This window comes from Actinopolyspora mortivallis DSM 44261, assembly GCF_000384035.1.
Classification (GTDB): Bacteria; Actinomycetota; Actinomycetes; order Mycobacteriales; family Pseudonocardiaceae; genus Actinopolyspora; species Actinopolyspora mortivallis.
Genome location: NZ_KB913024.1, coordinates 1,181,149 through 1,207,098, shown reverse-complemented (window position 1 = coordinate 1,207,098; position 25,950 = coordinate 1,181,149). Strand labels below are relative to the sequence as shown.

Below are 25,950 nucleotides of genomic sequence, written 5' to 3'. Positions count from 1 at the left end.
ACCCGCGAGCGGAAACGGGCACCGGGATGGGGACGGACTCCACCGCCTTCCCCCCGGGAACGTTCCGCCCGGCTCCCGGCAGGGCGAAAGCGGCGCGGATGCTGCTCGCGCAGACCAGGACGGAGATATCGCTCACCCTGCGCCATCCCGAACAGACCCTGCTCACCCTGCTGATCCCGCTGGTGTTGCTCGTGGGGCTGAGCACCCTGGAGCTGGGGATGCTCACCCCGCCCCGGGTGGACTCCGTGGCTCCGCGCATCCTGGCGCTGGCCGTGATGTCCACGGCTTTCACCGGTCAGGCGATCGCCCTCGGCTTCGACCGCAGGTACGGGGTCATCAAACGACTCACCGCCACCGCCCTGCCCAGGTGGGTGCTGATCGCCGGGCGGGTGCTGGCCGCGTTGTCCGTGGTGGCGCTGCAGACGGTGGTGCTCTCCGCCACCGCGTTCGCACTCGGATGGCACCCCTCGCCGTCGGGAGCGCTGCCCGGGGTGCTGGTCCTCGTGCTGGGAACCCTGGCCTTCGGAGCCGGGGGTGTGCTGGTCGGGGGAGCGCTGCGGGCCGAGATCGTGCTCGCGGTCGCCAACACGATCTGGTTCCTCCTGCTGATGGGTGGCGGGCTGGCCGTTCCCGCCCGACACCTTCCCGGACCGATGACCGCGGTCGCCGACTACCTTCCCTCCGGAGCGTTGGCCCGGGCGCTGACCGCCTGCACGGTCGGGGACACTGTCCCGGTCTCCTCGCTGTTCGTGCTGCTCGGCTGGGGGGTGCTGGCGGGAGCCCTCGCGGTACGCACCACCAGGGTGAGCTGACGCACAGACCCGCGAAGGAGAACACCCGTTAGGGTGCGGATCATGCAGTCACGGATCGCGAGGAGCGCCAAGAAGGCCCTCGAAGCCCCCCACGCGATGATCTACTTCGCTCCCGAGTTGGAACGGGAGACGACCGCCCTGGGCCTGGAGCCCGGATCCATGTCGTACTTCGCCGGACGAGCCGCCCCGATGGGACCGGTCGGACCGGGGGTGGTGGCGGCGACCTTCTACAACTTCAACCCGGAGCTGGTCGCGACGTGCATCCCCAAGGCCTGGGAGATCGCCTCTCCCGAGAAGGTCGTCGCCGCCAGGTTCCGAGCCGCCTCGGCGGCCCTCGAACGACTGCTCGGCTCGGAAACGGTGCGCTCGGAGACCGTGCTGGAGGCGGCTCGGTTGACCGAGGAGGCCGCCGAGGCGTGCCCTCCGGCGGGCAAACCGCTGTTCGCCGCCCACGCGGACCTGCCCCGACCGAAAGAGCCCCACACGCGGCTCTGGCACGCCCTGACCCTGCTGCGTGAGTTCCGCGGCGACGCGCACATCGCCGCGTTGCAGCACGCCCTGGTCGGCCCGCTGGAGGCGCTGGTGTTGCAGAGCGCCACCGGCAAGGGCATGAACGCGGCCACCCTGCGCCGCACCCGCCACTGGTCCGAGCAGCAGTGGTCCGAGACCGCCGAACAGTTGACCGAACGGGGACTGCTGGAGGACTCCGGCGGGCTCTCCGAACAGGGCAGGGAGTTACTGGAGGAGGTCGAACAGGCCACCGACGCGGCCTCGCTCGCGCCGTGGCGTCACCTCGGCGAGGACAAGGCCAACCGGCTCTTCGAGCACGGCTCGGCGTTGAGCGCACGCGTCGTCGAGGGTGGAGCCTTCCCGAAGGAGATCTTCTCCCACCAGTAGGAGCACCGTCGGGGCCACCCACGGCAGTGGATCGTCCGCGAGAACTCGACGAGCTCCCTCCCTCTCGGGGGTGACCCACGGCACCGATCCCGGTCCCGGCGCCTCCCCCCGGGAGGCCCGTGCCTACCATCGACCCGTGCCGACGCTCTCGTTGCCCGCGCGGATCTCCCGACCGTCCGCCCGTCTGGTCCGTGGTTCGGCTGTCGCGGTGCTGCTGACCCAGTGTCTGATCGCGGTCACCGGCGCCACCGTCCGGGTCACCGGATCCGGACTGGGGTGCCCCACCTGGCCGCAGTGCTTCCCCGGAAGCATGGTCCCGGTCTCCCACGCCGACATCGCACCGCTGCACCAGGCGGTCGAGTTCGGCAACCGGCTGCTCACCTGGGTGGTGGCGGCGACCGCGTTGGTCTGCCTGCTGCTGGCCTGGCGCGTACGCCCGGCCCGCCCCAGGCTGAGGCTGCTGGCGGGCGCGGTGCTGATCGGAGTCCCGGTGCAGGCGGTGATCGGCGGCATGACGGTGCTGCTGGACCTGCTCTGGTGGAGCGTCTCGCTGCACTTCACGGCCTCGGCGGTGCTGATCTGGCTGGCCGGACAGCTGGTGAAGGCCACCCGGGAGGGGGACCAATTCCCTCGGCCGGTGGTCACCACGGGCATGCGCCGGGTGTTGGTCGCCGCCTGTGTGGCGGCGGCGGGCATGGTGCTGGCGGGGACGCTGGTCACCGCGGCGGGTCCGCACGCCGGTGATCCCGCCACTCCCCGACTTCCGGTGGCCATCACCCTGCTCACCCAGGTCCACGGGCTGTTCGTGATGGCCTACCTGTGTCTGCTGGCGGTGTTCGGGGTCTGGCTGCGCAACGCCGCGCCGACCAGGGGACTGCTGCGTGCCTACACCGCCGCCTGCCTGGTGGTGCTGGCGCAGGGAGTCCTCGGTTCCGTCCAGTACGCGATCGGGGTTCCGGAGGCACTGGTCGTGCTGCACGTGGCCGGGGCGACGCTGGTGATCACCACGCTGTCGCTGCTGTGGGGCGAGTCCCGGTACCGGGGTCCCGTTCCGCCCACCGAGTCCCGGCAGTCGGCGACAACGAGCGAACGAGCCCCCGCCTGAGACGGGCGCGGTGGGGGGCTGTCAGCGCCTGCGCCGGGAGTCCCGCTCCCAGCGGCGCCACAGCTCCGGAATCTCCTCGGACAACCACTGGTAGAACTCATGCACCGTGCGCAGCCTGCGTGCCCGTTCCCCCTGGCCGCTGAACATGCGCAGTCCGGACTCGAGCAGGCTCTCCAACTCGACCATGCGGTGCATACGCGCGCTGACCAGCTCGGGCCAGCGCTCCTCCTCCACGCGGTACAACGCCGCCTCACGGCCCTGCCGTGTGGTCTTGGAGATGATCCCCATGCGCAGCAGGAAGCGGACGTTGGTGCTCACCGACCCGGTGCTGGCGTTGAGCGCGTGGGACAGCTCGGCGGCCGTGCGTTCCGGGGGGTCGCAGATCAGCAGGAACGCCAGGATCCGTCCCGCGATCAGCGGCATTCCCTCGGTGGCCTCGAAGTGCGCCGCCATCTGCTCGATCCACTCCGACATCGCGGGCCGGTCGGTGCGCTGGGTGTACTCCGCCACTGCCCTGCTCGCTTCCCGTGTCGGACCACGGCAGCACCGTGATCGGTTTCGCTCACCACTGAAACAATAGGTTTCACCGACACGGGTGAGCAAGCCGGCCGGCTCGATGCGCGACATCGGGAGTGACCGGACTCCGGTCACCTCGTGGAACGAAACCGCTATCGTGCGGAGTGGAACGTGGTGGGACGCCGGGGTGTCGCACCAGTGGGGCCCCGCCGCGCGGACTCACTCCCCGCGACGCGCGAGCTCGGCGCGCACCGCCGAGGCGAAACGCGACGGCGCGTCCCGGTCGGCGAGGTCGAAGCCGAGTCTCGGCTCGGTGAGTTCCAGTTCCAGCAACATGGGCGCACCGTCCTCGCCACGCACCAGGTCCACGCGGGCGTAGAGCAGTTCCCGGCGGCCGAGTCCCAACAACGCGGTGGTGGCGTCCAGCACGTCCTCGGCCGTGGCCCGCAGGGCGGGGTCGGGATCGACGGCGAACGATCCCCGCTCCAGCTCCGGAACGACACCGTCGCCGGCGGGGTCCAGCAGCGGCCCCTTCACGAAGCCGTGCGAGTAGACCCCGCCGAAGAAGACCACGGCCGTCTCGCCCTCCCGGTCCACCACGGGCTGGTAGGGCTGCACGAGCGCTGCCGTGCCCTGCCGGTGCAGGGTGCGCAGGTGTTCGACGGCCCGCTCCCGCTGGTCCGGCAGGAAGCGTCGCGCTCCGCTGGAACCCGCCCCGACCGTGGGCTTGACCACGAACTCGCGGTCGGGAAAGTCCGTTCCCCCGGTGGCTCCGGATCCCGGCACCGTCTCCCCCGGCTCCACGAGTCGGGTGGGAGTGACCGGAACACCGGCTTCGGTCAGCTCGACCAGATAACGCTTGTCGGTGTTCCACCGCACCACCCGAGCCGGATTCGCCAGGGCGGGCACCGAGTCGCACCAGCGCAGGAACTCCTCCAGCCTGCTGGTGTAGTCCCAGGTGGTGCGCAGTACCACCAGGTCGGCCTCCTCCGCGGCCGAGCCGGCCTCGTCCCAGACCACCCAGTCGGCCGCCAGGCCGAGTTCCTCCAGCGCCTTCGGCAGCACCCCCTCGTCCGAGGCGGCCTCGGGCCGGGAGGAGCAGGTGGCCAGCAGCACCCGCCGGGGTGCGGAGGGCGACGTCGAGGTGCTCATCGCCTCACCGGGCGCGCGGACCGGCCATACGCCGGCGGTGCTCGGGGCCGATGGTCAGCGCGGCGGCGGTCTCGGAGTCCCACTCACCGCCTTCCAGGCCGTCCACGGCCTCCACCACGGCCTCGCCAGTGGCCGGGTCGGCGACCATGACGTCGCCGAGCGAGCCGTCCTCGCCGATCAGCACGATCCGGGCGCCACCCCGCCCCAGGTTCTCCACCACGGCCCGGGCGGAGCCGCCGTGTCGGCGCACGAAACGCCGTGCCGCCTCCACGGACCTACGCGGGGGCTCCTGTTTGGTCTCGCTGTTCCGCTGCGTCGTCACGGGGCGATCCTAGGACGCTGTCCCGACGCGTGGGGCGGGGACGTGGTCCGTGCCTCCCGGTGTATCGATACCGCGCCGGCACCGACCGTCGACGTCCCACGCCACGGACGTGGCATGATCGGATCCCGCGCATGTCCGCGCGCCCGAGCAGGCAGTCGAACCAGGAGGTTTCGGATGCGCGCCGTCCGGATGGTGGAACACGGTGGCCCCGAGGTGCTGCGCTACGAGGAGGTCGCCGACCCGAGCGTCGGCCCGCGCGACCTGCTGGTCGAGGTCACCGCCTGCGGGGTGAACTTCATCGACACCTACCAGCGCAGCGGCCAGTACCCGGTGTCGCTGCCCTGCGTGCCCGGGTCCGAGGGGGCGGGCACCGTCACCGAGGTGGGTTCCGCCGTGACGGGCTTCGAGGTGGGGGACCGGGTGGCCTGGCCCCAGGTTCCGGGAAGCTACGCCGAACGGGTCGCGCTTCCCGCCGAGCGGGCCGTGAGACTTCCGGCGGAGCTGGACAGCACCACGGCGGCGGCCGCGATGTTGCAGGGGCTGACCGCCCACTACCTGGTCACCTCCACCCATCCGGTGGGTCCGGGCACGGTGGCACTGGTGCACGCCGCCGCGGGTGGGATGGGGCTGCTGTTGACCCAGTGGATCACCGCCCGGGGCGGCACCGTGGTCGGCACGGTCTCCACGCCGGAGAAGGAGCGCCTGGCCCGACAGGCCGGTGCCACCGAGATCATCCGCTACACCGAGCGGGACGTCGTGGAAGGAGTGCGTGCGGCCACCGAGGGATCGGGAGTGCACGTGGTCTACGACGGGGTGGGCAGGGACACCTTCGAGGCGAGCCTGTCCTGTCTGCGCCCACGCGGAACCCTGGCGCTGTTCGGGGCGGCCAGCGGGCCGGTGCCGCCTTTCGACCCCCAACGGCTGAACTCGGCGGGTTCGCTGTTCCTGACCAGGCCCACCCTGGCGCATCACCTGGCGGACCGGGCCGAGCTGGAATGGCGCACCGGGGAGCTGTTCGAGGCGATCACGCGGCAGCGGCTGCGGATCCGGACCGGAGGAAGCTACCGGCTCTCCGAGGCGGCCCGGGCCCACGAGGACCTGGAGGGAAGGCGCACCACGGGCAAACTGCTGCTGCGCCCCTGACCACCGCTCAGCCGGGAACGGCGGGAACGGTGGTCACGTCCCTGGCCAGCGGGGCGAGCACGAACAGCACCCCGGACAGCAGGTCCTCCTCCACCGAGCTCTCCCGCAGCGCGTCGGCCAGGTAACCGATCACCAGGTCGTACTCGTCGTGGTGGATGCCCGGAAGGGAGTCGTCCGGTTCCGCTGGTTCCCGCCTCGAGGTGTCCCCCGTGAGCGCGGCCACGAACAGTTCGGTCTGGTGACGTCGCAGCAGTTCGATGTTCGTGCCGTGGAAGTACCCGGCCAGGCGCGGATCGGCCAGGGCCTTGGCGTAGAAGCGGGTCACCACGGCGCTCACGGTACGTTCCCCTCCCAGCCGTTCGAGAGTGGTGCTCATCGTTTCCCCTTCCCGGTTCGGTGTCGACGACACCTCCAGTCAACCGCACTGGTTTTGCGTGTGCGTAATTCCGATGTGAACAACCGGCGTAGCAGGGGTGCGAGAAGGATCACCCTGAAGCTCGCGGCGGGAGCTGGCGGGGACTGGTACCGCACGGTCACGGCAGCCACCCACGCGTGCCCGGAGACCCCGGAGCGGAACCGGGAGAACAGAGGAAGAATTCACAGCGCCCGAAAAATCACGATCATTTCCGCCGTCACGCCACGATTTCCGAGGGACTCGGACGGTACCGATTTCCGAGTGAGACGGCACTGTTTCGTCCTCTCCCTTTCCGGGTTGGCGATCACGAACGATCCCGTGAACCACAGGCACGACTGTGTATGATCGCGGGGAACGCTTTTACGCCCGCGACGATCGCTGTTTCAGGAGCAGACCGCATGTCGTTGTTCTCCGACGCGTTGGACACGCTCTCGGCCCTTCCCGCCGGGCTGCTCCTCGTCGTGGCCGGAGCCATGGCGTTCGCGGAGTCGGGGCTCGGGGTCGGCATGGTCCTTCCCGGCGAGACCATGGTGCTGTTTTCCAGCGCCGCCGCGGACAGTCGTGCCCTGCTCGCCGGTCTGCTGCTGGTGGTGACGCTCACCGGATCCGCTGGCGACCACATCGGTTACCTGCTGGGACGGAGGTACGGGCCCGCGCTGCGCTTCACCTCGATGGTGCGGCGCATGGGAGTACAGCGCTGGGACCAGGCCATGGCGGCCCTGGACCGGCACGGGGCGAGGGCCATCTTCGTCACCAGGCTGGTTCCCGTGGTACGTACCTTCGCCCCCGCCGCAGCCGGGGTCTCCGGGGTGCGCTACAACCGGTTCCTGCCCGCCTCCCTGTGCGCGGCGGCCCTGTGGTCGACCGTCTACGTCGGCACCGGAGCACTGGCACGGGCCTCCCTGGAACGCGTCGAGAGCCTCCTCGGCAGGGCGAGCTGGGCGGCCCTGGGAGCGCTCGTGCTCGTTGGAGGAGCGGTGTACGTGATACGCCGGAGAAGAACGGCAGATCGCGGAAAAAGCACCACGGATCAGGAATCCCCGACCGCCGGGGAGGAAACGGCCGACATTCCGGCCGAAAAGGATCCGTCGTGATCCTCGGCTCACGAGGAAACCGGAAATCCGGTGGAATCCACTAGTCGATCTTCCCGTCGACCGAGGCGTAGCGCAGCCCGAGAGCCCCGAAGATCAGCAGCACCATCCCGATCATCAGGACGAACAGTCCCACGGTGATCGCGTTGTCGAACAGTCGTGGGACGATCCGAGCCACGGCGAGCACCACAGCGACCAGTCCTCCGGTGAGCAGCACCACCTCCCTGCGCAGCAGGAATCCGAGCAGCAGCAGAGCCGCCACCGCGAAGGCCACCAGGTCCGTCCACCAACTCCCGTTCCAGAAGGGCCAGTGCGCCCCGACCAGGGACAGGCCCACCCCGAGCACCAACGCGAGCCGAGGAACGACGAACCCGCCGTTCAGGGCCAGCAGCGACCAGGTGGCCCCCAGCACCAGCAGACCGGCGGCGGTGATCTCGGCCGATCCGAGCGGGAACGTGGGTGGCGCGCCGAGCAGGTGCGGCAGATCGGAGAGCGCTCCCACCGTGTACACCGCGGCCACGGTCACGGCCAGCAGCCCCGGAACGGTGGGCAACACCAGGTAGCCGCCCAGGGCGAGCACGAGACCCGTGAGCACCGCCGGCAGCATGGTCGGGCTCTCCGGAAGGGCGACCCCGACCGCGCACGCACCGGTGAGCGCGGTCAGCACGAAGAGCACCGCGGTGACCCTGCCCCGCACGCCGGGGTGTTCGCGCAGCTGCCGGGATCCTCCGCCCAGATAGATCCCCACCACGCACAGCAGCACGGTCGTCGCCACCAGAATCCCGACGCGCAGCTGCCGGGCGAGAGCCTCGAAGGTTTCCGCCACGAGGATCCAGCCACCGGTGAACACCAGCACGGCCCCGAGGTAGCCCGCCAGCTCCACCAGCACCCCCCGCGACCGTGGGGTGGACCGGTGCCGCGCAGGTCCCTCGACGGCCTCCAGCGCGGCGTGTGCCTGTTCCTCGGTGAGTGTTCCGGACTCGACCAGCCGGTGGAGCGCGGCGCGCTGTTCACGACTGAGTACTCCGGTCACGTTGACCCCCCTGTCGTTCAGGTCCCGCTTCCTCCTCCGGCGGGACCATCTCCCCCATGTCCGGTGTTACCGGATCATCCTTTCCCGCTCGGTGGCAAACCCCCCGGCGCAACGGTCCGCATCCCGAACCGTCGAACACGAAGGGTTTTGCGACGGACACCGACAGCATTCACTCGGAAGTGGCATCCCTCACACCGAGCCCCCGCCGCGCCATCCGAGGCGGACGGGTCGCGACAGCGGCCCTCCAACAGGACTACGCTGCACGTTGGACGAGGGATAACAGCGGAACGAATCGGTCAAGTTCGACCGAATTCACCGCACGAGGGAAACTGGAGCCGCGAGGAGTGTCCGTCACAGACGACCTTGCCCGTTTGACCACCAAACGAGTTCCCGAGGACTGGACCGAGCTGGACCAGCGCGCCGTGGACACCATCCGCGTCCTGGCCGCCGACGCGGTCGAGAGATGCGGAAGTGGCCACCCCGGCACCGCCATGAGTCTGGCTCCCGTCGCGTACACGCTGTTCCAGCGCGTGATGCGACACGACCCCAACGACGCCGGCTGGATCGGCCGGGACCGCTTCGTGCTGTCCGCCGGCCATTCGAGCCTGACACTGTACCTGCAGCTCTACCTGTGCGGCTACGGGCTGGAGCTGGACGACATCAAGGCACTGCGCACCTGGGACTCGCTCACCCCGGGCCACCCGGAGTACGGCCACACCACGGGTGTGGAGACCACCACCGGCCCGCTCGGCCAGGGACTGGCCAACGCGGTCGGCATGGCCATGGCGGCCCGGCGTGAGCGCGGACTGTTCGACCCGGACGCCGAGCCGGGCCAGAGCGTCTTCGACCACCAGATCTACGTGCTCGCCTCCGACGGGGACATCGAGGAGGGGGTCACCGCCGAGGCGTCCTCGTTGGCCGGCACACAGCGGCTGGGCAACCTCACGGTGATCTACGACTCCAACGAGATCTCCATCGAGGACGACACCCACATCGCGCTGTCCGAGGACACCGCGAAGCGGTACGAGGCCTACGGCTGGCACGTGGTCACCGTCCACGGCGGTGAGGACGTGCAGGGCTTCCTCGAGGCCCTGGAGGCCGCCCGTGCCGAGACGGACCGGCCGAGCCTGATCGTGCTGCGCACGGTCATCGGCTACCCGGCGCCCACCAAGATGAACACCGGCAAGGCGCACGGGGCCGCCCTCGGCGCGGAGGAGGTCGCCGAGGTCAAGAAGGCCCTCGGCTTCGACCCGGAGAGGAGCTTCGAGGTCTCCCCGGAGGTGCTGGCACACACCCGCGCGGTCACCGAACGCGGGCGGGCCGACCACGAGAAGTGGCAGATCGCCTTCGACTCGTGGGCGGCGGAGAACCCGGAGCGCAAGGCGCTGCTCGACCGGATGAACGCGCGTGAGCTGCCCGCCGGCTGGGACGAGGTGCTGCCGAGCTGGGAACCCGACGCGAAGGGGATCGCCACCCGCAAGGCCTCCGCGGAGGTCCTCGCGGCCGTCCGGGACGTGCTGCCCGAGCTCTGGGGAGGCTCCGCGGACCTCGCCGAGAGCAACAACACCACGATGAAGGGGGCCGACTCCTTCGGTCCCGAAAGCATCTCCACGAACATGTTCCCCGCCCACCCCTACGGGCGGACGCTGCACTTCGGTGTACGGGAACACGCCATGGGTTCGGTGCTCAACGGCATCGCGCTGCACGGCGGCACCCGCCCCTACGGCGGCACCTTCCTGATCTTCTCCGACTACATGCGGCCCGCCGTGCGGCTGGCGGCGCTGATGCGCGTGCCCACCATCTACGTGTGGACACACGACTCGATCGGGCTGGGTGAGGACGGCCCGACCCACCAGCCCGTCGAACATCTGGCCAGCCTGCGCGGCATCCCGGGCCTGTCGGTGGTGCGTCCGGCCGACGCCAACGAGACGGCGGCCGCGTGGAAGGCGGTGCTGGAGCGGCCCGAGGGTCCGGCCGGTCTGGCCCTGACGCGTCAGGGAGTTCCCACCCTGGAGGGAACCGACCGTGCCGGGGTCGCCCGGGGCGGTTACGTGTTGGCCGAGGCCTCCTCGGGTACCCCGGAGGTGGTCCTCACCGCCACCGGCTCCGAGGTGCAGTTGGCCGTGGAAGCCAGGAAGATTCTGGAAGACGAGGGCGTTGCCACCCGTGTGGTGTCGATGCCGTGCGTGGAGTGGTTCGACGCGCAGGACGAGGAGTACCGCCGGAAGGTGCTGCCGTCCTCGGTGCGCGCCCGGGTCTTCGTCGAGGCGGGCATCGCCCAGCCCTGGCACCGCTTCGCCGGTGACCACGGTGAGATCGTCTCGCTGGAGCACTTCGGCGCCTCGGCCGACCACAAGACGTTGTTCGACAAGTTCGGCATCACGACCGAAGCCGTGGTCGCGGCCGCGCGGCGGAGCCTGAACAGCGTGCGTTCCGGTTGAGGCCGCGCACGCCACGACACGACCGCTGCGAACGACGGAGGTAATCAGTGAGCGGTAACAGCAACCTACAGGCTCTCACCGACGCCGGGGTGGCCATCTGGTTGGACGACCTGTCCAGGCAGCGGATCAACTCCGGCAACCTCGCCGAGCTGATCGCGAACCACAACCTCGTCGGGGTGACCAGCAACCCCACGATCTTCGCCGGGGCCATGTCCGACGCGCGGGACTACCAGGAGCAGATCTCCGAGCTCGCCGCGCGGGGAGCGAGCGTGGACCAGGCGGTCCGTGAGCTCACGACCAAGGACATCCGGGACGCCGCCGACGTCTTCCGCGAGGTCCACCGGGCCACCGACGGTGAGGACGGCCGGATCTCGATCGAGGTGGACCCGCGGCTGGCGCACGACACCGAGGGCACGGTCTCCGAGGCACTGGAACTGGCCAAGGCCGTGGACCGGCCGAACATGTTCGTGAAGATCCCGGCCACGGTGGAGGGACTTCCCGCCATCACGCGCACCCTCGCCGAGGGGGTGAGCGTCAACGTGACGCTGATCTTCTCGGTGCAGCGGTACCGGGAGGTCATGGAGGCGTTCATCTCCGGCCTGGAACGGGCACGGGACAACGGCCACGACATCAGCCAGATCCTCTCGGTGGCCTCGTTCTTCGTCTCGCGTGTGGACTCGGAGATCGACAAACGACTGAAGGCGATCGACGCCCCCGAGCACCTGTACGGCAAGGCCGCCATCGCCAACGCCCGGCTGGCCTACGCCGCCTACGAGGAGGTGTTCGCCGGGCAGCGCTGGCAGTCCCTGGAGCGGGCCGGTGCGCGTCGGCAGCGTCCGCTGTGGGCCTCCACCGGGGTGAAGAACCCCGAGTACTCCGACACGCGCTACGTCGACGAGCTGGTGGCCCCGCACACGGTCAACACCATGCCCGAGTCCACGTTGTACGCCGTGGCCGACCACGGCAACATCGTGGGTGACACGGTTCGTGGCACGGCCGCCGCCTCCCAGGAGGTCTTCGACTCCCTGTCGGCGGCGGGCATCGACCTGGACGACGTCTACACCGTCCTCGAACGCGAGGGTGTGGAGAAGTTCGAGAAGTCCTGGAACGAGTTGCTCCAGACGGTCTCGCAGCAGCTCGAACAGGCTCGGTGACCGGCGGCGCCCGTGTGTGGGAGGCGGTCCTCCGACACACGGGTGCCCGCCCGGACGCAGGCGGCCGCCCGGTCGGAGGTGCCGGCGGCCGCCTGTCAACGTGTGCACCTTTTCGTCACGTGGTGACGATCGAACGCGAAGGAACCCTATGACGACTGAAACCTCAGCCGAGATCACCGATCCTTCGCTGGCACGGGAGGCCGAGCCCCTGGTCCAGCGGCTGGTCGAGGACCGGGCCGCGAGCAAGCTCGCCGCCGGGGACCCCACCCTCTGGGGACCGGAGGCGGAGTCGGAGGCCTCGGTGCGCCTGGCGTGGACGACGCTGCACGAGACCTCGCGCGGGCTGCTCGCCGAGATCGACGCGCTGCGCGCGGAGTTGCACGACGAGGGCCTCAGCCGCGTGGTGCTGGCGGGTATGGGCGGCTCCTCGCTGGCCCCCGAGGTCATCACCGCCACGGCGGGAACCCAGCTGGTCGTGCTCGACACCACCGACCCGGGCCAGGTCGCCGACGCCCTGGAGGGCGAGCTGGACCGCACCGTGGTGGTGGTCTCCTCCAAGTCGGGGACCACGGTGGAGACCGACAGCCACCGCAGGATCTTCGAACAGGCCTTCACCGAGGAGGGCATCGACCCGGCGCGACGCATGATCGTGGTGACCGACCCGGGTTCCCCCCTGCAGGAGCTGGGTGAGCGGGCCGGTTACCGCAGGGTGTTCACCGCCGACCCCAACGTGGGTGGCCGTTACTCCGCGCTGAGCGCGTTCGGGCTGGTTCCGGCCGGGTTGGCCGGGGCCGACGTCGCCGCGCTGCTCGACGACGCGGCCGCCGCCTTCCCCAACCTGCGGTCCGACGACGCCGCCAACCCCGCCGTGCGACTGGCAGCGGCGCTGGCGGCGGCCCACGGCAACGGGGCGGAGAAGGTCGTTCTCGCCGACAGCGGCTCCGGCATCGTCGGGTTCGGCGACTGGGTGGAGCAGCTGATCGCCGAGTCCACCGGCAAGTCGGGCCTGGGCCTGCTGCCGGTGCCGGTGGAGAACGTGGAGGCGCCCGGCTTCGCCACGGCGGGGCAGGACGCGACTCCCGTGGCCATCGGCCCGGCCGACGGCACCGCCTCGGTCAACACCCACGGCCCGCTCGGTGGGTTGATGCTGCTCTGGGAGTTCGCCACGGCCCTGGCGGGCAGGCTGATCGGCATCAACCCCTTCGACCAGCCGGACGTGGAGGCCGCCAAACGGGCCGCACGGAGTCTGCTGGACGGTCCCGCCGGGGGCCCGGCGGCCACTCCCCTCACGGTCGACGGGGCCGTCGAGATCCACCCCAGCGGCGAGTGGCTCTCCGCCGGGATGGGAACGGTGGCCGAGGCGCTGCGCGCGCTGGTCAACGCCGCACCGCGGGACGGTTACCTGGCCGTGCAGGCCTATCTGGACAGGCTGGACGACGCCTCGATCAGCGTGCTGCGTCCCGAACTGGCGCGGCGCAGCGGGCTACAGACCACCTTCGGCTGGGGGCCGCGTTTCCTGCACTCCACCGGGCAGTACCACAAGGGCGGTCACCAGAACGGTGTCTTCCTGCAGATCACCGGGGACCCCGGCTCGGACGTGGAGATCCCGGAGCAGCCGTACACCCTCGGTGCGTTGCAGCGCGCCCAGGCCCTCGGGGACGGCCAGGTCCTCGCGCAGCAGCACCGTCCGGTGCTGCGCCTGCACCTGACCGACCGCGCCGCCGGACTGGTGGAGCTGGTCAAGGCGGTGCAGGATCTGCGTGCGGCCGGCTGAGGCGCGACCTATCGGGAAAGGACGAGACGTGAGCTCCCCTGCGCACAACCCACTGCGTGACCCTCGGGACAAGCGGTTGCCCCGCATCGCCGGGCCCTCCGGACTGACGATCTTCGGGGTGACCGGCGACCTGTCGCGCAAGAAACTGATGCCGGCCATCTACGACCTGTCCAACCGGGGCCTGCTGCCTCCCGGTTTCGCCCTCACCGGCGTGGCCCGGCGGGAATGGGAGAACCAGGACTTCGGCGAGGTCGTCTACGAGGCGGTCAAGGAGAACGCGCGCACCCCCTTCCACCAGGCCGTGTGGGACCGGCTGGCCGAAGGCATCCGGTTCGTGCCCGGCAGTTTCGACGACCCGGCCACGTTCGACCGGCTCAGTCAGACGATCAAGGAACTCGACGAGGAGCGGGGTACCGGAGGCAACCACGCCTTCTACCTGTCGGTCCCGCCGTCGATGTTCCCCACCGTGCTGACCCACCTGTCCCGCTCGGGTCTGGCCGAGCAGTCGGCGGAGGCGTGGCGGCGCGTGGTCATCGAGAAGCCCTTCGGGCACGACCTGGAGAGCGCCCAGGAACTCAACCGCATCGTCAACGAGGTCTTCCCCGAGGACTCGGTGTTCCGCATCGACCACTACCTCGGCAAGGAGACGGTGCAGAACATCCTGGCGCTGCGCTTCGCCAACCAGCTGTTCGAACCGTTGTGGAACGCCCACTACGTGGACCACGTGCAGATCACCATGGCCGAGGACATCGGACTCGGCGGACGCGCGGGCTACTACGACGGGATCGGCGCCGCCCGCGACGTGATCCAGAACCACCTGCTCCAGCTGTTGGCTCTGACCGCCATGGAGGAACCGCTGTCGTTCTCCCCGGACGACCTGCGCGCGGAGAAGAGCAAGGTGCTGTCGGCGACCAAACCGGTGGGTCCCTTCGCCGAGACCACGGCACGGGGGCAGTACACCGGCGGCTGGCAGGGCGGACAGCAGGTTCCCGGCCTGCACGAGGAGGGAGGTTTCGCCTCCGACTCCCGGACGGAGACCTTCGCCGCGATCACCCTGGAGATCGAGAACCGCCGCTGGGCCGGGGTGCCGTTCTACCTGCGCACCGGCAAACGCCTCGGCAGGCGGGTCACCGAGATCGCCGTGGTGTTCAAACGCGCCCCCCATCTGCCGTTCGACGACACCATGACCGAGGAACTCGGCCAGAACGCGCTGGTGATCCGGATCCAGCCGGACGAGGGGGTCACCATGCGGTTCGGGGCCAAGGTTCCGGGCACCTCGATGGAGGTGCGGGACGTGACCATGGACTTCGGCTACGGTCACGCCTTCACCGAGTCCTCCCCGGAGGCCTACGAGCGCCTGCTGCTGGACGTGCTGCTCGGTGAGCCCTCCCTGTTCCCGGTCAACGAGGAGGTCGAGCTGTCCTGGCAGATCCTCGACCCGGTGCTGGACTACTGGGCCGAGCACGGATACCCGGAGAAGTACAAGGCAGGAACCTGGGGGCCACCCTCGGCGGAGGCGATGCTGGCCCGCAGTGGACGCGTCTGGAGGCGGCCGTGATTGTCGATCTGCCCTCCACCACCACCTCGCAGGTCAACAAGAAGTTGGTCGAGCTGCGTGAGTCCGGTGGTGCCGTAGCGCTCGGCAGAGTGCTCACCCTGGTCATCGTCACCGACGACAGCTCGGAGACCGAGCAGGCCATCCAGGCGGCCAACGAGGCCAGTCGGGAACACCCGGCCCGGGTGATCGTGGTCGCCAAGGGGGCGCGGCAGGCCGCTCCCCGGATCGACGCGCAGATCCGCATCGGCGGGGACGCCGGGGCCTCCGAGGTCGTGGTGCTACGACTGTACGGCCAACTGGCCGAGGAGGGTGCCGGCTCGGTGGTTCCGATGCTGCTGCCGGACGCCCCGGTGGTGGCCTGGTGGCCCAACGACTCCCCTGACCACCCGGCCAAGGACCCGATCGGGGAACTGGCACACCGCAGGATCACCGACGCCGCCGCCGAGCCCGACCCGATCGAGGCACTCGGGGCCCGGGCTCGTTCCTATGTGGACGGGGACACCGACCTGGCCTGGACACGGCTGACCTCCTGGCGGGCACTGCTGGCCGCGGCCCTGGACCAACCCCCGTTGGAACCGGTCCGGGCGGCCACCGTCTCCGGCGAGGCCGACTCCCCCTCCACCGACCTGCTCGCCGGGTGGCTGGCCGCCAGCCTCGGCATCCCGGTGCGGCGGGAGATCCACAAGGGCCCCGGTATCGTCTCGGCCGTGCTGGAGCGCCCCAGCGGCAACGTCGAGGTGGTCCGCCCGGACGGCAAGATCGGCTATCTCACCCAGCCGGGCCAACCCGATCGCAGGGTGACGTTGCAACGCCGCGCCGTGCGGGACTGCCTGACCGAGGAGCTACGCAGGTTGGGGCCGGACGAGATCTACGAAAGCACGCTGCGCGGGCTGTCCGACGTGGTTCGCCAGAACCCGGAGGAGGGTTCCGAGCAGTCCGAACCGGTATCGGCGGGACAACACTCATGAACGAAGTCGTCGTGCATCCCGACGCGGAGACGCTGGCCGAGGCGGCCGCAGCGCGACTGGTCACCCGGATCGTGGACGCCCAACAGGCACGGGGCGTGGCCTCGGTGGTGCTCACCGGAGGACGCACCGGCATCGACGTGCTGGCCCGACTGCGGAAGTCCCCCGCCCACCGGGCGGTGGACTGGTCGGCGGTGGACGTCTTCTGGGGAGACGAACGTTTCCTGCCCGACGGAGACGGGGAACGCAACGAGACCCAGGCCCGGCAGGCCCTGCTGGACCACGTGGAGCTCGACCCGGACAGGGTGCATCCGATGCCCTCCGCGGACGGGCGTTTCGGCGGTGATCCGGAGGTGGCCGCGGCACACTACGCCGAGGTGCTCGGTGCGCTCGCCGGGGCGAACGAGGACACGCCGGTGCCGCGTTTCGACGTGGTGATGCTGGGTGTCGGGGAGGAGGGCCACACGGCTTCCCTGTTTCCCGACACGTCGTACGTGCGGGACACCGCGCACTCGGTGGTGGGGGTGCGACAGTGCCCGAAACCGCCGCCGGAGCGGATCTCGCTGACCCTGCCGGCCGTGCGGGCCGCCTCCGAGGTGTGGCTGATGACCACGGGAGCTGGCAAGGCCGAGGCGGTGGCGCGGGCGCTGTCCGGAGCCGATCCGGTGGAGATCCCCGCCGCCGGCGCCCGGGGCAGGAACCGCACCCTGTGGTTGCTGGACCGGGAGGCCGCCGGACTGTGACCGCCAGGGCGGCCCGGCGAGAACCCTGTGGTTCCCGGGCCGCCGAGGCGGGACGGATTTCACTCGATCGGGGTCTGGCTCACCACCACACCGTCGTGGTCGCTGAGCAGGTACTCGCCGGGGACGAAGCGGACCCCTCCGAACTCCACGGGCACGTCGGCCTCGCCCGCTCCGGTCTTGGAGCTCTTGCGGGGGTTGGTGCCCAGCGCCTTGATCCCGAACTCCATGCCGTCGATGACGGCGGAGTCGCGGATCGCGCCGTTGACGACGATCCCGCTCCATCCGTGGGACCTGCCGAGTTCGGCGATCAGGTCCCCCACCAGCGCGGTGTGCACCGATCCGGCGCCGTCCACGACGAGCACACCACCCTCACCCGGTTCGGAGAGCAGCTTCTTCAGCAGCGCGTTGTCCTGGAAACACCGCACCGTCCGGATCGGACCGGAAAACACCCGGCGGGCTCCGAAACTCCGCAGTTGCAGGTCGCAGCTGCGCACGTCGTCGCCGTCACGGTCGGCGAGATCGGCGGTCGTGGTGGTCATGGTCTCCTGGGTTCCTTTCCGTTCGGTCGGTTTCCCCGCCGGAGGTCGCCGGGACGCACGACCACCGACGTGGCCATCAGTCCGGCCGAGGTCACGAAGTGCCCGGTGAATCCGGTGAGTCTCCCCGCGGGCAGTTCCACGGCGGGCACGGTCAGTTCGGCCCGGAAGCGCCCGCCCCGCTCGAAACGCACGAAGGCGTCGGTGAAGCCCAGCCACCGCCCGGTCAACGGGAACCACGCCTTGTACACGCTCTCCTTGGCGCTGAACAGCAGCCGGTCCCAGTTGCCGCCGTCGGGCAGCTCCTCCAGCAGCCTCCGCTCCTCCTCCGTACTCACCTGGTCGAGCACCCCGGTGGGCAGCGGAGCGTCGGACTCGGCGTCGACGCCCACGGTGAGCACGTCGGCGGAGGAGGTGACGGCGGCGGCGCAGTAGCCGGTGCAGTGGGTGATGCTGCCGACCACCCCCTCGGGCCAGACCGGCTCCCGGGACTCCCCACGGGGGACGGGAACCTCGTCATAACCCAGCCGGACGAGGGCACGCCGGGCACAGTGCCGAGCGACGGTGAACTCCCGTCGTCTGCTGTCCACCGCTCTGGCGACGAACCGCTCCTCCTCCGGCAGCAGCCTGGCACGCGGATCGTCACCGAAGGTCTCGGAGGAGACCACCTCCTCCGGCAGGATCCGTTCGATCATCGGTGTGCCCTCACCAGCTCCTCGAAGGTGCGTTCGGGTGCGGGAGGCAGGATGCTGTGCACCGGTGTCCCCGGTCCTCCGCGCCTGCGCCACTCCCGCGGGTAGCCGAGCGAGACCTCCTCGAAGGGAACCCCGTCGATCACGTCGGTGACGGGAATGTGCAGGTGGCCGTGAACCTCGGCCACGGCCCGGAAACGCAGGTGCCAGTCGGCGGTGAGCTCGGTTCCGCACCAGATGCCGAACTGCGGGTAGTACAGCCGCCGGGTCGGGGCGCGGTGCAGCGGCCAGTGCGAGACCAGCACGGTCGGCAGTTCCTCCGGCACCGCTTCGAGACGGGCCCGGGTGTGTCGCACCCGCTCGTGGCACCAGGCGGTCCGAGTCGGGTACGGGTCGGGGTGCAGCAGCACCTCGTCGGTACACACCACCCTGGTCTCGTAGGCGTGTTCCAGCGCCCGCTCGGCGGTGCTGCCCTCCGCGCGGAAGCTGTAGTCGTAGAGCAGGAACAGCGGTGCGACCACGACCTCGCGGTGTCCGTCGTTCCACACGGGATAGGGGTCCTCGGGGGTGGTCACGTCCAGCTCGCGGCACATCCGCACCAGGTGCTCGTAACGCTCCACTCCACGGGCCCGCACCGGGTCGTCGGCCGGGCTCCACAGCTCGTGGTTGCCGGGTACCCAGATGAGCCGGGCGAAGCGTTCGCGCAACACCCCGAGTGCCCACCGGATCGTCTCCGTGTTCTCGGCGACGTCGCCGGCCACGATCAGCCAGTCCCCGTCGGTGTGAGGGCGGATCGTGTCCAGCACCGGCACGTTGTCCCGGTGCGAGACATGCAGATCGCTGGTCGCGAGCAACGACGGCGTCGCCATGCGCCAGACCCTACCGGCCGGTCACCCCGGTACGGGAGGAGACGTGTCGCACACCGCGCCCCGCCCACTGCGTCCTCCCCTCCCGGACCACGGACACCGAGTGCCGCGTCGCCCCAACGGAGGAGTGTTCCGGACACCGGCACACGGGCGGGGATCGCGGTGGCAGGATACGGGTATGGACGAGTCCGAGGGCTACGACGGGGACGGTTCCGCGCCGGACGAAGCGGAGGATCCCGGCTTCTCCGAGGTGTTGCGCCGCCAGTCGGCGGGGTGGCGACTGCTGGCCGAACGGATGCACCCGCGGCAGCAGCCCGCACTGGACGAACTGGACAAACTGGGGTTGGACAGCGAGTCGCTGCGGGCCACCTTCGACCAGTTCCGCCAGCAGGCACTGCTGCTGCACAACGCCATGTCCGCGCAGGCACGGGCCTACGACGAGATGATGGAGGCGGGCGGGCCGGACGATCCCGAGGCCTACGAGAACTACCGGTTGGCCACCGAGTTCATCACCGACCTGATGCCCTGGTAGGACCGCGGAGCGGAACGGGGTGCCGGTAGACACGGCTCACCGCACGGTGGCCACGAGCTCCTCGATGCGGCGGCCGAGGGTCGCGGCGTCGACCGGCAGGAGGGCGTAGACGGTCTCGCCGGTACTGCCACGTTCGGTGTGGTCGAGGTAGCGCCCGTCGTCGACGTTGTCGAACCAGCGCACCACCTGGGAGCGGTGCACCCGACCGGTGCGGTCCCGGCAGTTGGCGGCGAGCTGTCCGGCACGGGGGTGCTGGGCGGCGCCGATGGCGCGGTACAGCTCCAGCTGGCGATCGCCGCTGGATCCGCTCCGGGTGACGGAGACCTGTTGCAGCACACCCTGTTCGGCGGGTTCCCGTTCGCGCTCCGGGGCCGGGAAGGAGCTCTCCGGGACCTTCGCCGATCCCTGCCTTCCCGGCGGGGCGGCGGGCAGGGTGGGCAGCAGCGCCTGGGACAGCGTCACCCGCTCGTGCAGCTCGACGGTGAGCATCCCGCCGTACTGTCCGTCCTCCCCGGGAGCCTGCACTCCGAGCACGATCCGGCTGCCGTCGGTGACGGCGGCGAGCGCGCGGCACAGGGCCCGCTCACCGGGCTCGGGCACCCACAGCGAGTCCACCCACAGGTAGGGCTTGGCCAGCACGGCCAGCGCCCGGGCCAGGCCGGGGTCGACCTCGTCGTCGACGATCAGTCCGGCCGAGCACATGTTCTCGTACTCGCGTTCGCCGACTTCGGCGAACTCCTGGCGGGTACTGGTGTAGGGGGTGATCTCCAGCGGCAGGGCGAGATCGTCCAGCCCGAGGTAGGAGTGCACGAAGTACAGGTGCAGCGGATGTAGCTGCCAACGGCCCGAGACGGCCACACTCGTCCCTTTCTGTTCCGGCACGACCCCGGAAAAAGGGGCCGTGCCCGCGTGGTCGTGGTCTCATTCGATGACCGGCGGGGCGGTGCGGGGCATGTCGTTGAACCACACGTCGTCCCACTCCTCCAGCCAGTTGGGACGTTCGTGCTCCTCGTCCTCACCGCCCTGGCCGCGCTGCCCGGCCGGTCCCATGCCCATGGGAGCCCGTCCGCCCGAACGGCCCGCTCCGGGGGCCGCCGCGGCACCGGGGCCGGAGGTGGGACTGGCCCCGCCCTTGACGGGAGCCGCTCCGGAACGACCGCCCGGACCGGGTCCGGAGCCCGTCCCGGTACCACCGCCGAGCCCTCCTCCGACGTAACCGCCCGCGCCGCCTCCGGCACCTCCGACTCCTCCGGCGGCACCGCCGGCGCCGGGGCCGCCCGCCCCGAAGCCGGATCGTCCGGTGGAGGTGTCGGGGGCCCAGGCGGACTCGCTGCCCGAGGGGGGTGTGGGGCTTCCCGTGCCGGGCACTGACTGCGGGGTGTTCCCTCCGGAGCGCGGTGGTTGCCCGTCTCCTCCCGCACCGGGTCCGGGGGCTCCCGTGCCGGGATAACCACCTCCCGGGGAGCCACCACCGGGGTAACCTCCCGAGGAACCGACCGAACCGATCCCGGCGGGGTGGGCGCCTCCAGCGCCGCCACCTGCCACTCCCCCGGCCGGGGAACCGGCCCCGACCGCCGTCGCACCGCCGGAGACCGTGCCCGTCGGGTGCGCCGGACTGCCGTCGAGCTGGCGGTAGGCGGGCACGGTGGTGTCCACGTTGCGGTAGGTGTTGCCCAACACCCGCTCCATGGTCTCCTGGGCCTGCCGTTCGGCCTGTTGGCGTTCGTACTGCTGACGAACAGCGTCCACGGAGCCGCCAAAAGGACCACCCGCGATGTTGGCCGTCACCGACCGGCTGACGTCGAAGTCCTGTGGCTCGGGAACCATGGCCTTGACCTGGCCCGCCGCCGAACCGGCCTCCTCGATCTTGTTACCGGTCAGGTGGAAGCACTCGCCGCTGTTCTGCGACCACCGGGCCAGGGGCTGTGCGGCCTGCTTGGCCGCCTCGGCGGCCTGGCCGGACCAGCCGCTGTCGATGGCCTTGGCGGAGTCATTCGCCAACCGCTCGCCGAGCTTGCCCAGTTCCTTACCGATGTTGCGCCAAGCCTCGGCGACGGCGACCGCGTCGGACTGGCTCAGGGTCTGCTGGTTGGTGTCGTAGATCCGCCGGTGGCTGAAGGACCGCCAGTTCTCCTGTTCCCGGATGGCGGGCGGGTCGTAACCCGCCGGGGCGTCCAGTCTGCGGTTGCGTTCGGCCAGTTCCCGGCGCAGCCGCTCGCCCTCCTCGGCGGCCGCGGCCGCCTGCTCCTGGTGTGCGTTCTCCGCCCGGGTGTCGAACCCGAACACGCTGCCGACGTCGTCGCGCACCATCCCGGCGAAGTCGCCGACGGCGTCCACTGTGGTGCCGGCGGCGTCGGACACCGCGCTGCCCGCACTGCTCAACGCGCTGCCGACGGCGTCACCGACCCCGCTGGCCTGTTCTTCCAACCACTTTCCGAAGCCCATAACGCCCCCTCAGGCAGGTTCCGGAACCTTCGGCTCCACCGTCTCCGCGATCTCCAACGCCTTGGCACACTCGTCAAGGTCATCGGGCAGGCTAGACTCCATGGCACGAACAAGTATCGTCCCCCGCCCGGCATCGAACATCACGTTACAAGTCCGCGCCTGCGTGGCTCCCTTGGTAATCGCCCGAGCCCCCGGACGACCATTGACCTCCACCCGCTCGAACTCTGCCCAGACATCCTTCCGCTCCGACGAAGCCACCGTCTGACGTGTGTTCTTCTCCAATCGCGCATTAATGGGCGAACCTTCGTAGTAACAACCCGGCTTCCACGGCAACTCACTTCGAGGCTCCCCCGGCCCCCTCAACCCGAAAGACTCCAGCTCGGACTCCGACAGCACCTCACACGGATCCACACTCGCCAGAACCTCCTCCGAGGAAGACGGGCCTGTAGTCTCCGACGACCCCTCGGCACCCCCACCCGGCGAACACGCCGTGACACCGACCAACACCGCACCGGCCAGCACGGCCACCACCGAACTCGTCCACCGACTCACCACTGAATCCCCCTGCCCAGATCACCGCTGATCTGCTCATCGGTGGCCTGGTAATTCTTCTTGGCCTCGCGGAACAACTCCGCCTTCCGCTTCAACTCGTCAGCGAACTGTTGCAGCAGATCCGCCGCCCCCGTGGAACCGTTACCGGCCTTACTCCCGAACTTGGCCGCCAACTGCCGACCCGACGGATAATCACCCAAACCGGGAACCTGCTGCAATCCCTCGGCAGCATCAGCGAGCTTTTTCGCTTCCTCAGCCTCGCGTTCGTACACCGCCGCCGCCTGATCCGCAGCACTGGGCTCCATACTCAACCCACCCGCGGCGATCTGACGCCGAATCCAGACATTCTCCTGCTGGATAGCCCCCAACGCTTCACCGGCCTCGGCGAAACCAGCATCCAACTCCTCCGGAACCTCCGTCACAGTCCCCTCCCACACGCACACCGACATCCACACCCACCAGCACCCTAGCCAACCCACCCCACCCCCATGTGCCAAAACCCCACAAACACCCCCGTGACCAACACCTCACTCGCACAGTCGTCGGAGGAACGCCGACCACTCGCGTGTGCCCACACACACCACCGGCCCGGCCGGATCCTTGGAATCCCGCACCCACACCCCGCCGGCGGCGAAAGCCACCTCAACACAGGCACCCTGGTGGTTGCTGTAGCTGCTCCTGTGCCAGTCCACGGCGGACAGGGTGGTGCTGTTCATCATCGTCACCTCAACCGGAGAAACTCGCGCGTACGGACTCGATGAGTGCCAGTGACTCCTCCGTACCGTACGCGACTTCGCGAACCTGATTCGCAACTTGCGTGTAGGCTTCCCCCACTTCCCGTTCGTCCGAGTACCGAGCGCCCATGACCGGATGTTGTTGCAGATACACGGCGGGCAGGAACTCGGCGAACTCCAGCAGGATGAACGAGCCGTCGATGGCGGCGTGGGCCCCGGCGGAGGTCGGCACCACTCTTACATCCACATTGCTCTGTCGTCCCATCTTCACGAGGTGGTCCAGTTGCTCACGCATGACCTCCTCGGAGCCGACCGGTCGCCACAGCACCGACTCCTCGACGAGTGCCTCCAGCACCAGCGGGTCCTCCTCGTCGAGAAGCCGGTTCTGACGCTCCAGCCGCAGACCGACCACCAGATCGTGTTGCTGCTCGTCCACCATCGGGCTGGCCCGGGTCAGAGCCTCCACGTACTGCCTGCTCTGCAACAGGCCCGGCACCAAACCGTGCTCGTACGTGATCTCGCGTTGGGCTTCGCCCTCACCACCGATCAGATCGGCGAACCAGTCCTCCACGACTTCGGAGAACGGAGCCCACCAGATAGGCTCGTTGGAACGCTTGGCCCAGTTGATCAGACGTGTCTTCTCACTGGCCGTCGCTCCGTACAAATCCAGCAGGTCCCGCACGTCACGCCACCGCAGTCGGTACTTGCCCTGCTCCATGCTGGTGATCTTCGGTTGCGTGCACCCGAGCTCGGCAGCCGCCTCGGACGTACTGATCTTGCGTCCCGTCCTCTCCGGAGCCAACTCACGCAGAGTTCGCAGTTCCCGCCCGATCCTCCGGCGCAGCCAACCCGCATCCGATCTCGGTGTCATCGCACTCCCCTCCGTTGTCGCTCTGGGAAGAGACCTACGCCGTAACGGCCTCCACACTCCACCGGTTTCACCTGATCGTGCACTACCCAAACTTATTTATAAGAAGTAAATACATAAGTGTACCGAGTACGCATTCTGGAAGGAGTCACTCATGACCGAGTTCGACCACCTCTCCGGCCCCCAGCGTCCCGCACCGCCGTCTTCGCCGGGCCGCCGCGCGGAGTTCCTGGCCGCCCTCCAGGAGATGGTCACCGAGAGCGCCCCACGGGTGTTCGCCCTCTGCGAGGAGATCGACGAGTGCCAGCAGGCGGTACTGTGCTACTGGGGCCTGGCCCACCCCGACCGGGCCGACGTGCTCGGCACCGGCGGCGGCATCCACCTCGGCTTCCGCGACGCCGCCACCGCCCACCAACGCCTCAGCACCCCCACCCGCCCCCTGCACCTTCTCTGGGCCTGATCCCCCAAACATCCAACCCACACACAGAACCGCCCGGCGTGTACCCGCACGCCGGGCGACCCCGTGATCCCAACACCCCTACACCGGCTCCGGAACCTTCGGTTCGACCGTCTCGGCGATCTTCAGGGCCTCGGCACACTCGTCGACATCATCTGGAAGAGCAACTTCCTGGACACGCACCTGGATCATGCCCTGCCCGGCATCGAACATCACGTTACAAGTCCGCGCCTGCGTCGCTCCCTTGGTGATCGCCCGCGCCCCGGAACGACCGTTGACCTCGATGCGCTCGAACTCCGCCCAGACATCCTTCCGCTCCGACGAAGCTACCGTCTGGCGTGTATTCTTCACGAATCTCACCCCAACCGGATCGCCGGAATAGTCACATTCAGATGTCCAAGGCAACTGATCTATGGATTCCCCCGGAAACTCCAAGCCAAAGGACTCCATTTCTTTTTCCGAAAGCAAATTGCAAATATCCACACTCGCCAGAACCTCCTCCGAGGAAGACGGGCCTGTAGTCTCCGACGACCCCTCGGCACCCCCACCCGGCGAACACGCCGTGACACCGACCAACACCGCACCGGCCAGCACGGCCACCACCGAACTCGTCCACCGACTCACCACTGAATCCCCCTGCCCAGATCACCGCTGATCTGCTCATCGGTGGCCTGGTAATTCTTCTTGGCCTCGCGGAACAACTCCGCCTTCCGCTTCAACTCGTCAGCGAACTGTTGCAGCAGATCCGCCGCCCCCGTGGAACCGTTACCGGCCTTACTCCCGAACTTGGCCGCCAACTGCCGACCCGACGGATAATCTCCCAACCCCGTTACTTGTTGTAAACCTTCAGCTGACCTAGACAACTTCTCAGCTTCTTTGGCTTCGCGTTCGTAGACAGCGGCCGCGTGGTCGGCGGCGCCGGGTTCCCATGCTCAACCCGCCCCCCTCGATCTGCTGCCGGATCCAGGCGTTCTCCTCCCGGATGGATCCCAAGACCGCGCTCGCCTCGGAAAACCCGGAATCCTGGCCACCCACCGTCGTCATCACATGCCTCCCACACACGCGTGTGCACCTCGTCCGCCGCACCCTAACGAGCCCGACACCACCCCGTCCGGCAAACCGACGAAACCACCCTGCGACCGCCCCT

29 protein-coding genes are annotated in these 25,950 nt (G+C 69.5%); 13 read left to right on the top strand and 16 right to left on the bottom strand.

Features of this window, described 5'->3' with window-relative positions:
* Positions 1-26 precede the first annotated feature (26 nt).
* The 3 genes from ACTMO_RS0105940 (at position 27) to ACTMO_RS0105930 (ending at position 2,814) form a co-directional block, all read left to right on the top strand.
* On the top strand, positions 27-812 hold the full coding sequence (locus tag ACTMO_RS0105940) for an ABC transporter permease (RefSeq protein WP_026448924.1): 786 nt from the start codon (positions 27-29) through the stop codon (positions 810-812).
* 42 nt (positions 813-854) lie between these two features.
* Positions 855-1,709 carry an SCO6745 family protein gene (locus ACTMO_RS0105935; RefSeq protein WP_026448923.1) on the top strand — a complete coding sequence of 285 codons (855 nt, stop codon included), beginning with the start codon at positions 855-857 and terminating at the stop codon, positions 1,707-1,709.
* Between the two features lie 136 nt (positions 1,710-1,845).
* The gene (locus tag ACTMO_RS0105930; RefSeq protein ID WP_026448922.1) at positions 1,846-2,814 is read left to right on the top strand and encodes a COX15/CtaA family protein; all 969 of its coding nucleotides are present in this window, start codon (positions 1,846-1,848) and stop codon (positions 2,812-2,814) included.
* A 21-nt stretch (positions 2,815-2,835) separates the two neighbouring features.
* Here the strand turns inward: ACTMO_RS0105930 and ACTMO_RS0105925 are convergent, their stop codons facing one another.
* From ACTMO_RS0105925 to ACTMO_RS0105915, 3 genes are all read right to left on the bottom strand, one after another.
* Entirely contained in the window at positions 2,836-3,324 is a 489-nt protein-coding gene (locus ACTMO_RS0105925; protein ID WP_019853749.1) for a GbsR/MarR family transcriptional regulator, read from the bottom strand.
* Between the two features lie 225 nt (positions 3,325-3,549).
* On the bottom strand, positions 3,550-4,482 hold the full coding sequence (locus tag ACTMO_RS0105920) for an ATP-grasp domain-containing protein (RefSeq protein ID WP_019853748.1): 933 nt from the start codon (positions 4,480-4,482) through the stop codon (positions 3,550-3,552).
* Between the two features lie 4 nt (positions 4,483-4,486).
* A complete protein-coding gene (locus ACTMO_RS0105915; RefSeq protein ID WP_019853747.1) occupies positions 4,487-4,804 on the bottom strand; it encodes a hypothetical protein in 318 nt (105 codons plus the stop codon).
* A 174-nt stretch (positions 4,805-4,978) separates the two neighbouring features.
* On the opposite strand from ACTMO_RS0105915, the gene ACTMO_RS0105910 reads away from it, so the two are divergent.
* Entirely contained in the window at positions 4,979-5,947 is a 969-nt protein-coding gene (locus ACTMO_RS0105910; protein WP_019853746.1) for a quinone oxidoreductase family protein, read from the top strand.
* A gap of 7 nt (positions 5,948-5,954) precedes the next feature.
* Here ACTMO_RS0105910 and ACTMO_RS0105905 read toward each other — a convergent pair whose 3' ends face one another.
* Entirely contained in the window at positions 5,955-6,323 is a 369-nt protein-coding gene (locus tag ACTMO_RS0105905) for a group I truncated hemoglobin (protein WP_019853745.1), read from the bottom strand.
* Positions 6,324-6,760: 437 nt separating this feature from the next.
* Between ACTMO_RS0105905 and ACTMO_RS0105900 the strand changes: the two genes are divergently transcribed.
* The gene (locus ACTMO_RS0105900) at positions 6,761-7,456 is read left to right on the top strand and encodes a DedA family protein (protein ID WP_019853744.1); all 696 of its coding nucleotides are present in this window, start codon (positions 6,761-6,763) and stop codon (positions 7,454-7,456) included.
* Between the two features lie 40 nt (positions 7,457-7,496).
* On the opposite strand, the gene ACTMO_RS0105895 is transcribed toward ACTMO_RS0105900, so the two are convergent.
* A complete protein-coding gene (locus ACTMO_RS0105895; RefSeq protein ID WP_019853743.1) occupies positions 7,497-8,486 on the bottom strand; it encodes a DUF2157 domain-containing protein in 990 nt (329 codons plus the stop codon).
* 371 nt (positions 8,487-8,857) lie between these two features.
* Between ACTMO_RS0105895 and tkt the strand changes: the two genes are divergently transcribed.
* The 6 genes from tkt to pgl all read left to right on the top strand — a co-directional run bounded on the left by tkt (position 8,858) and on the right by pgl (position 17,121).
* Positions 8,858-10,927, top strand: coding sequence for a transketolase (tkt, locus tag ACTMO_RS0105890; protein ID WP_019853742.1), 2,070 nt, complete (start codon positions 8,858-8,860; stop codon positions 10,925-10,927).
* Positions 10,928-10,974: 47 nt separating this feature from the next.
* Positions 10,975-12,081, top strand: coding sequence for a transaldolase (gene tal / locus ACTMO_RS0105885; protein WP_019853741.1), 1,107 nt, complete (start codon positions 10,975-10,977; stop codon positions 12,079-12,081).
* Positions 12,082-12,229: 148 nt separating this feature from the next.
* Complete coding sequence (locus ACTMO_RS0105880; RefSeq protein ID WP_019853740.1) at positions 12,230-13,855, top strand: glucose-6-phosphate isomerase; 1,626 nt, start codon at positions 12,230-12,232, stop codon at positions 13,853-13,855.
* A gap of 28 nt (positions 13,856-13,883) precedes the next feature.
* Complete coding sequence (zwf, locus tag ACTMO_RS0105875; RefSeq protein ID WP_026448921.1) at positions 13,884-15,413, top strand: glucose-6-phosphate dehydrogenase; 1,530 nt, start codon at positions 13,884-13,886, stop codon at positions 15,411-15,413.
* On the top strand, positions 15,410-16,381 hold the full coding sequence (opcA, locus tag ACTMO_RS0105870; RefSeq protein ID WP_019853738.1) for a glucose-6-phosphate dehydrogenase assembly protein OpcA: 972 nt from the start codon (positions 15,410-15,412) through the stop codon (positions 16,379-16,381). The genes zwf and opcA overlap by 4 nt, the downstream gene beginning before the upstream one ends.
* Positions 16,378-17,121 (top strand): 6-phosphogluconolactonase, encoded by a 744-nt coding sequence (gene pgl, locus ACTMO_RS0105865; protein ID WP_019853737.1) that lies wholly within the window; start codon positions 16,378-16,380, stop codon positions 17,119-17,121. The genes opcA and pgl overlap by 4 nt, the downstream gene beginning before the upstream one ends.
* Positions 17,122-17,180: 59 nt before the next feature.
* Here the strand turns inward: pgl and rraA are convergent, their stop codons facing one another.
* Genes rraA through ACTMO_RS0105850 form a run of 3 tightly spaced genes read right to left on the bottom strand, consistent with a single transcriptional unit; the run spans position 17,181 to position 19,218 of the window.
* Positions 17,181-17,660: a ribonuclease E activity regulator RraA gene (rraA, locus tag ACTMO_RS0105860; protein WP_019853736.1), complete on the bottom strand. Its 480-nt coding sequence runs from the start codon at positions 17,658-17,660 to the stop codon at positions 17,181-17,183.
* Positions 17,657-18,352 carry a 4'-phosphopantetheinyl transferase family protein gene (locus tag ACTMO_RS20450; RefSeq protein ID WP_019853735.1) on the bottom strand — a complete coding sequence of 232 codons (696 nt, stop codon included), beginning with the start codon at positions 18,350-18,352 and terminating at the stop codon, positions 17,657-17,659. The genes rraA and ACTMO_RS20450 overlap by 4 nt, the downstream gene beginning before the upstream one ends.
* The gene (locus ACTMO_RS0105850; protein WP_019853734.1) at positions 18,349-19,218 is read right to left on the bottom strand and encodes a metallophosphoesterase family protein; all 870 of its coding nucleotides are present in this window, start codon (positions 19,216-19,218) and stop codon (positions 18,349-18,351) included. The genes ACTMO_RS20450 and ACTMO_RS0105850 overlap by 4 nt, the downstream gene beginning before the upstream one ends.
* Positions 19,219-19,393: 175 nt before the next feature.
* Between ACTMO_RS0105850 and ACTMO_RS0105845 the strand changes: the two genes are divergently transcribed.
* On the top strand, positions 19,394-19,747 hold the full coding sequence (locus tag ACTMO_RS0105845) for a hypothetical protein (RefSeq protein ID WP_019853733.1): 354 nt from the start codon (positions 19,394-19,396) through the stop codon (positions 19,745-19,747).
* 36 nt (positions 19,748-19,783) lie between these two features.
* Here the strand turns inward: ACTMO_RS0105845 and ACTMO_RS0105840 are convergent, their stop codons facing one another.
* From ACTMO_RS0105840 to ACTMO_RS0105815, 6 genes are all read right to left on the bottom strand, one after another.
* Positions 19,784-20,605, bottom strand: coding sequence for an ESX secretion-associated protein EspG (locus ACTMO_RS0105840; protein WP_019853732.1), 822 nt, complete (start codon positions 20,603-20,605; stop codon positions 19,784-19,786).
* Between the two features lie 63 nt (positions 20,606-20,668).
* The gene (locus ACTMO_RS0105835; RefSeq protein WP_019853731.1) at positions 20,669-22,192 is read right to left on the bottom strand and encodes a PPE domain-containing protein; all 1,524 of its coding nucleotides are present in this window, start codon (positions 22,190-22,192) and stop codon (positions 20,669-20,671) included.
* A 9-nt stretch (positions 22,193-22,201) separates the two neighbouring features.
* Entirely contained in the window at positions 22,202-22,720 is a 519-nt protein-coding gene (locus ACTMO_RS0105830) for a DUF3558 domain-containing protein (RefSeq protein ID WP_033401502.1), read from the bottom strand.
* A gap of 20 nt (positions 22,721-22,740) precedes the next feature.
* Positions 22,741-23,166, bottom strand: a complete 426-nt coding sequence (locus tag ACTMO_RS0105825; RefSeq protein WP_026448919.1) for a hypothetical protein — start codon at positions 23,164-23,166, stop codon at positions 22,741-22,743.
* Between the two features lie 105 nt (positions 23,167-23,271).
* Positions 23,272-23,460, bottom strand: a complete 189-nt coding sequence (locus ACTMO_RS0105820) for a DUF397 domain-containing protein (RefSeq protein ID WP_026448918.1) — start codon at positions 23,458-23,460, stop codon at positions 23,272-23,274.
* Positions 23,461-23,470: 10 nt separating this feature from the next.
* A complete protein-coding gene (locus ACTMO_RS0105815) occupies positions 23,471-24,349 on the bottom strand; it encodes a helix-turn-helix domain-containing protein (protein WP_019853727.1) in 879 nt (292 codons plus the stop codon).
* A 151-nt stretch (positions 24,350-24,500) separates the two neighbouring features.
* Between ACTMO_RS0105815 and ACTMO_RS20445 the strand changes: the two genes are divergently transcribed.
* Positions 24,501-24,806 (top strand): hypothetical protein, encoded by a 306-nt coding sequence (locus tag ACTMO_RS20445; RefSeq protein WP_019853726.1) that lies wholly within the window; start codon positions 24,501-24,503, stop codon positions 24,804-24,806.
* A 78-nt stretch (positions 24,807-24,884) separates the two neighbouring features.
* On the opposite strand, the gene ACTMO_RS0105805 is transcribed toward ACTMO_RS20445, so the two are convergent.
* Together ACTMO_RS0105805 and ACTMO_RS23650 are read right to left on the bottom strand one after the other, a co-directional pair.
* Positions 24,885-25,403 carry a DUF3558 domain-containing protein gene (locus tag ACTMO_RS0105805; protein WP_033401501.1) on the bottom strand — a complete coding sequence of 173 codons (519 nt, stop codon included), beginning with the start codon at positions 25,401-25,403 and terminating at the stop codon, positions 24,885-24,887.
* A gap of 20 nt (positions 25,404-25,423) precedes the next feature.
* Positions 25,424-25,627, bottom strand: coding sequence for a hypothetical protein (locus ACTMO_RS23650; RefSeq protein WP_157062801.1), 204 nt, complete (start codon positions 25,625-25,627; stop codon positions 25,424-25,426).
* Positions 25,628-25,950: the final 323 nt, after the last annotated feature.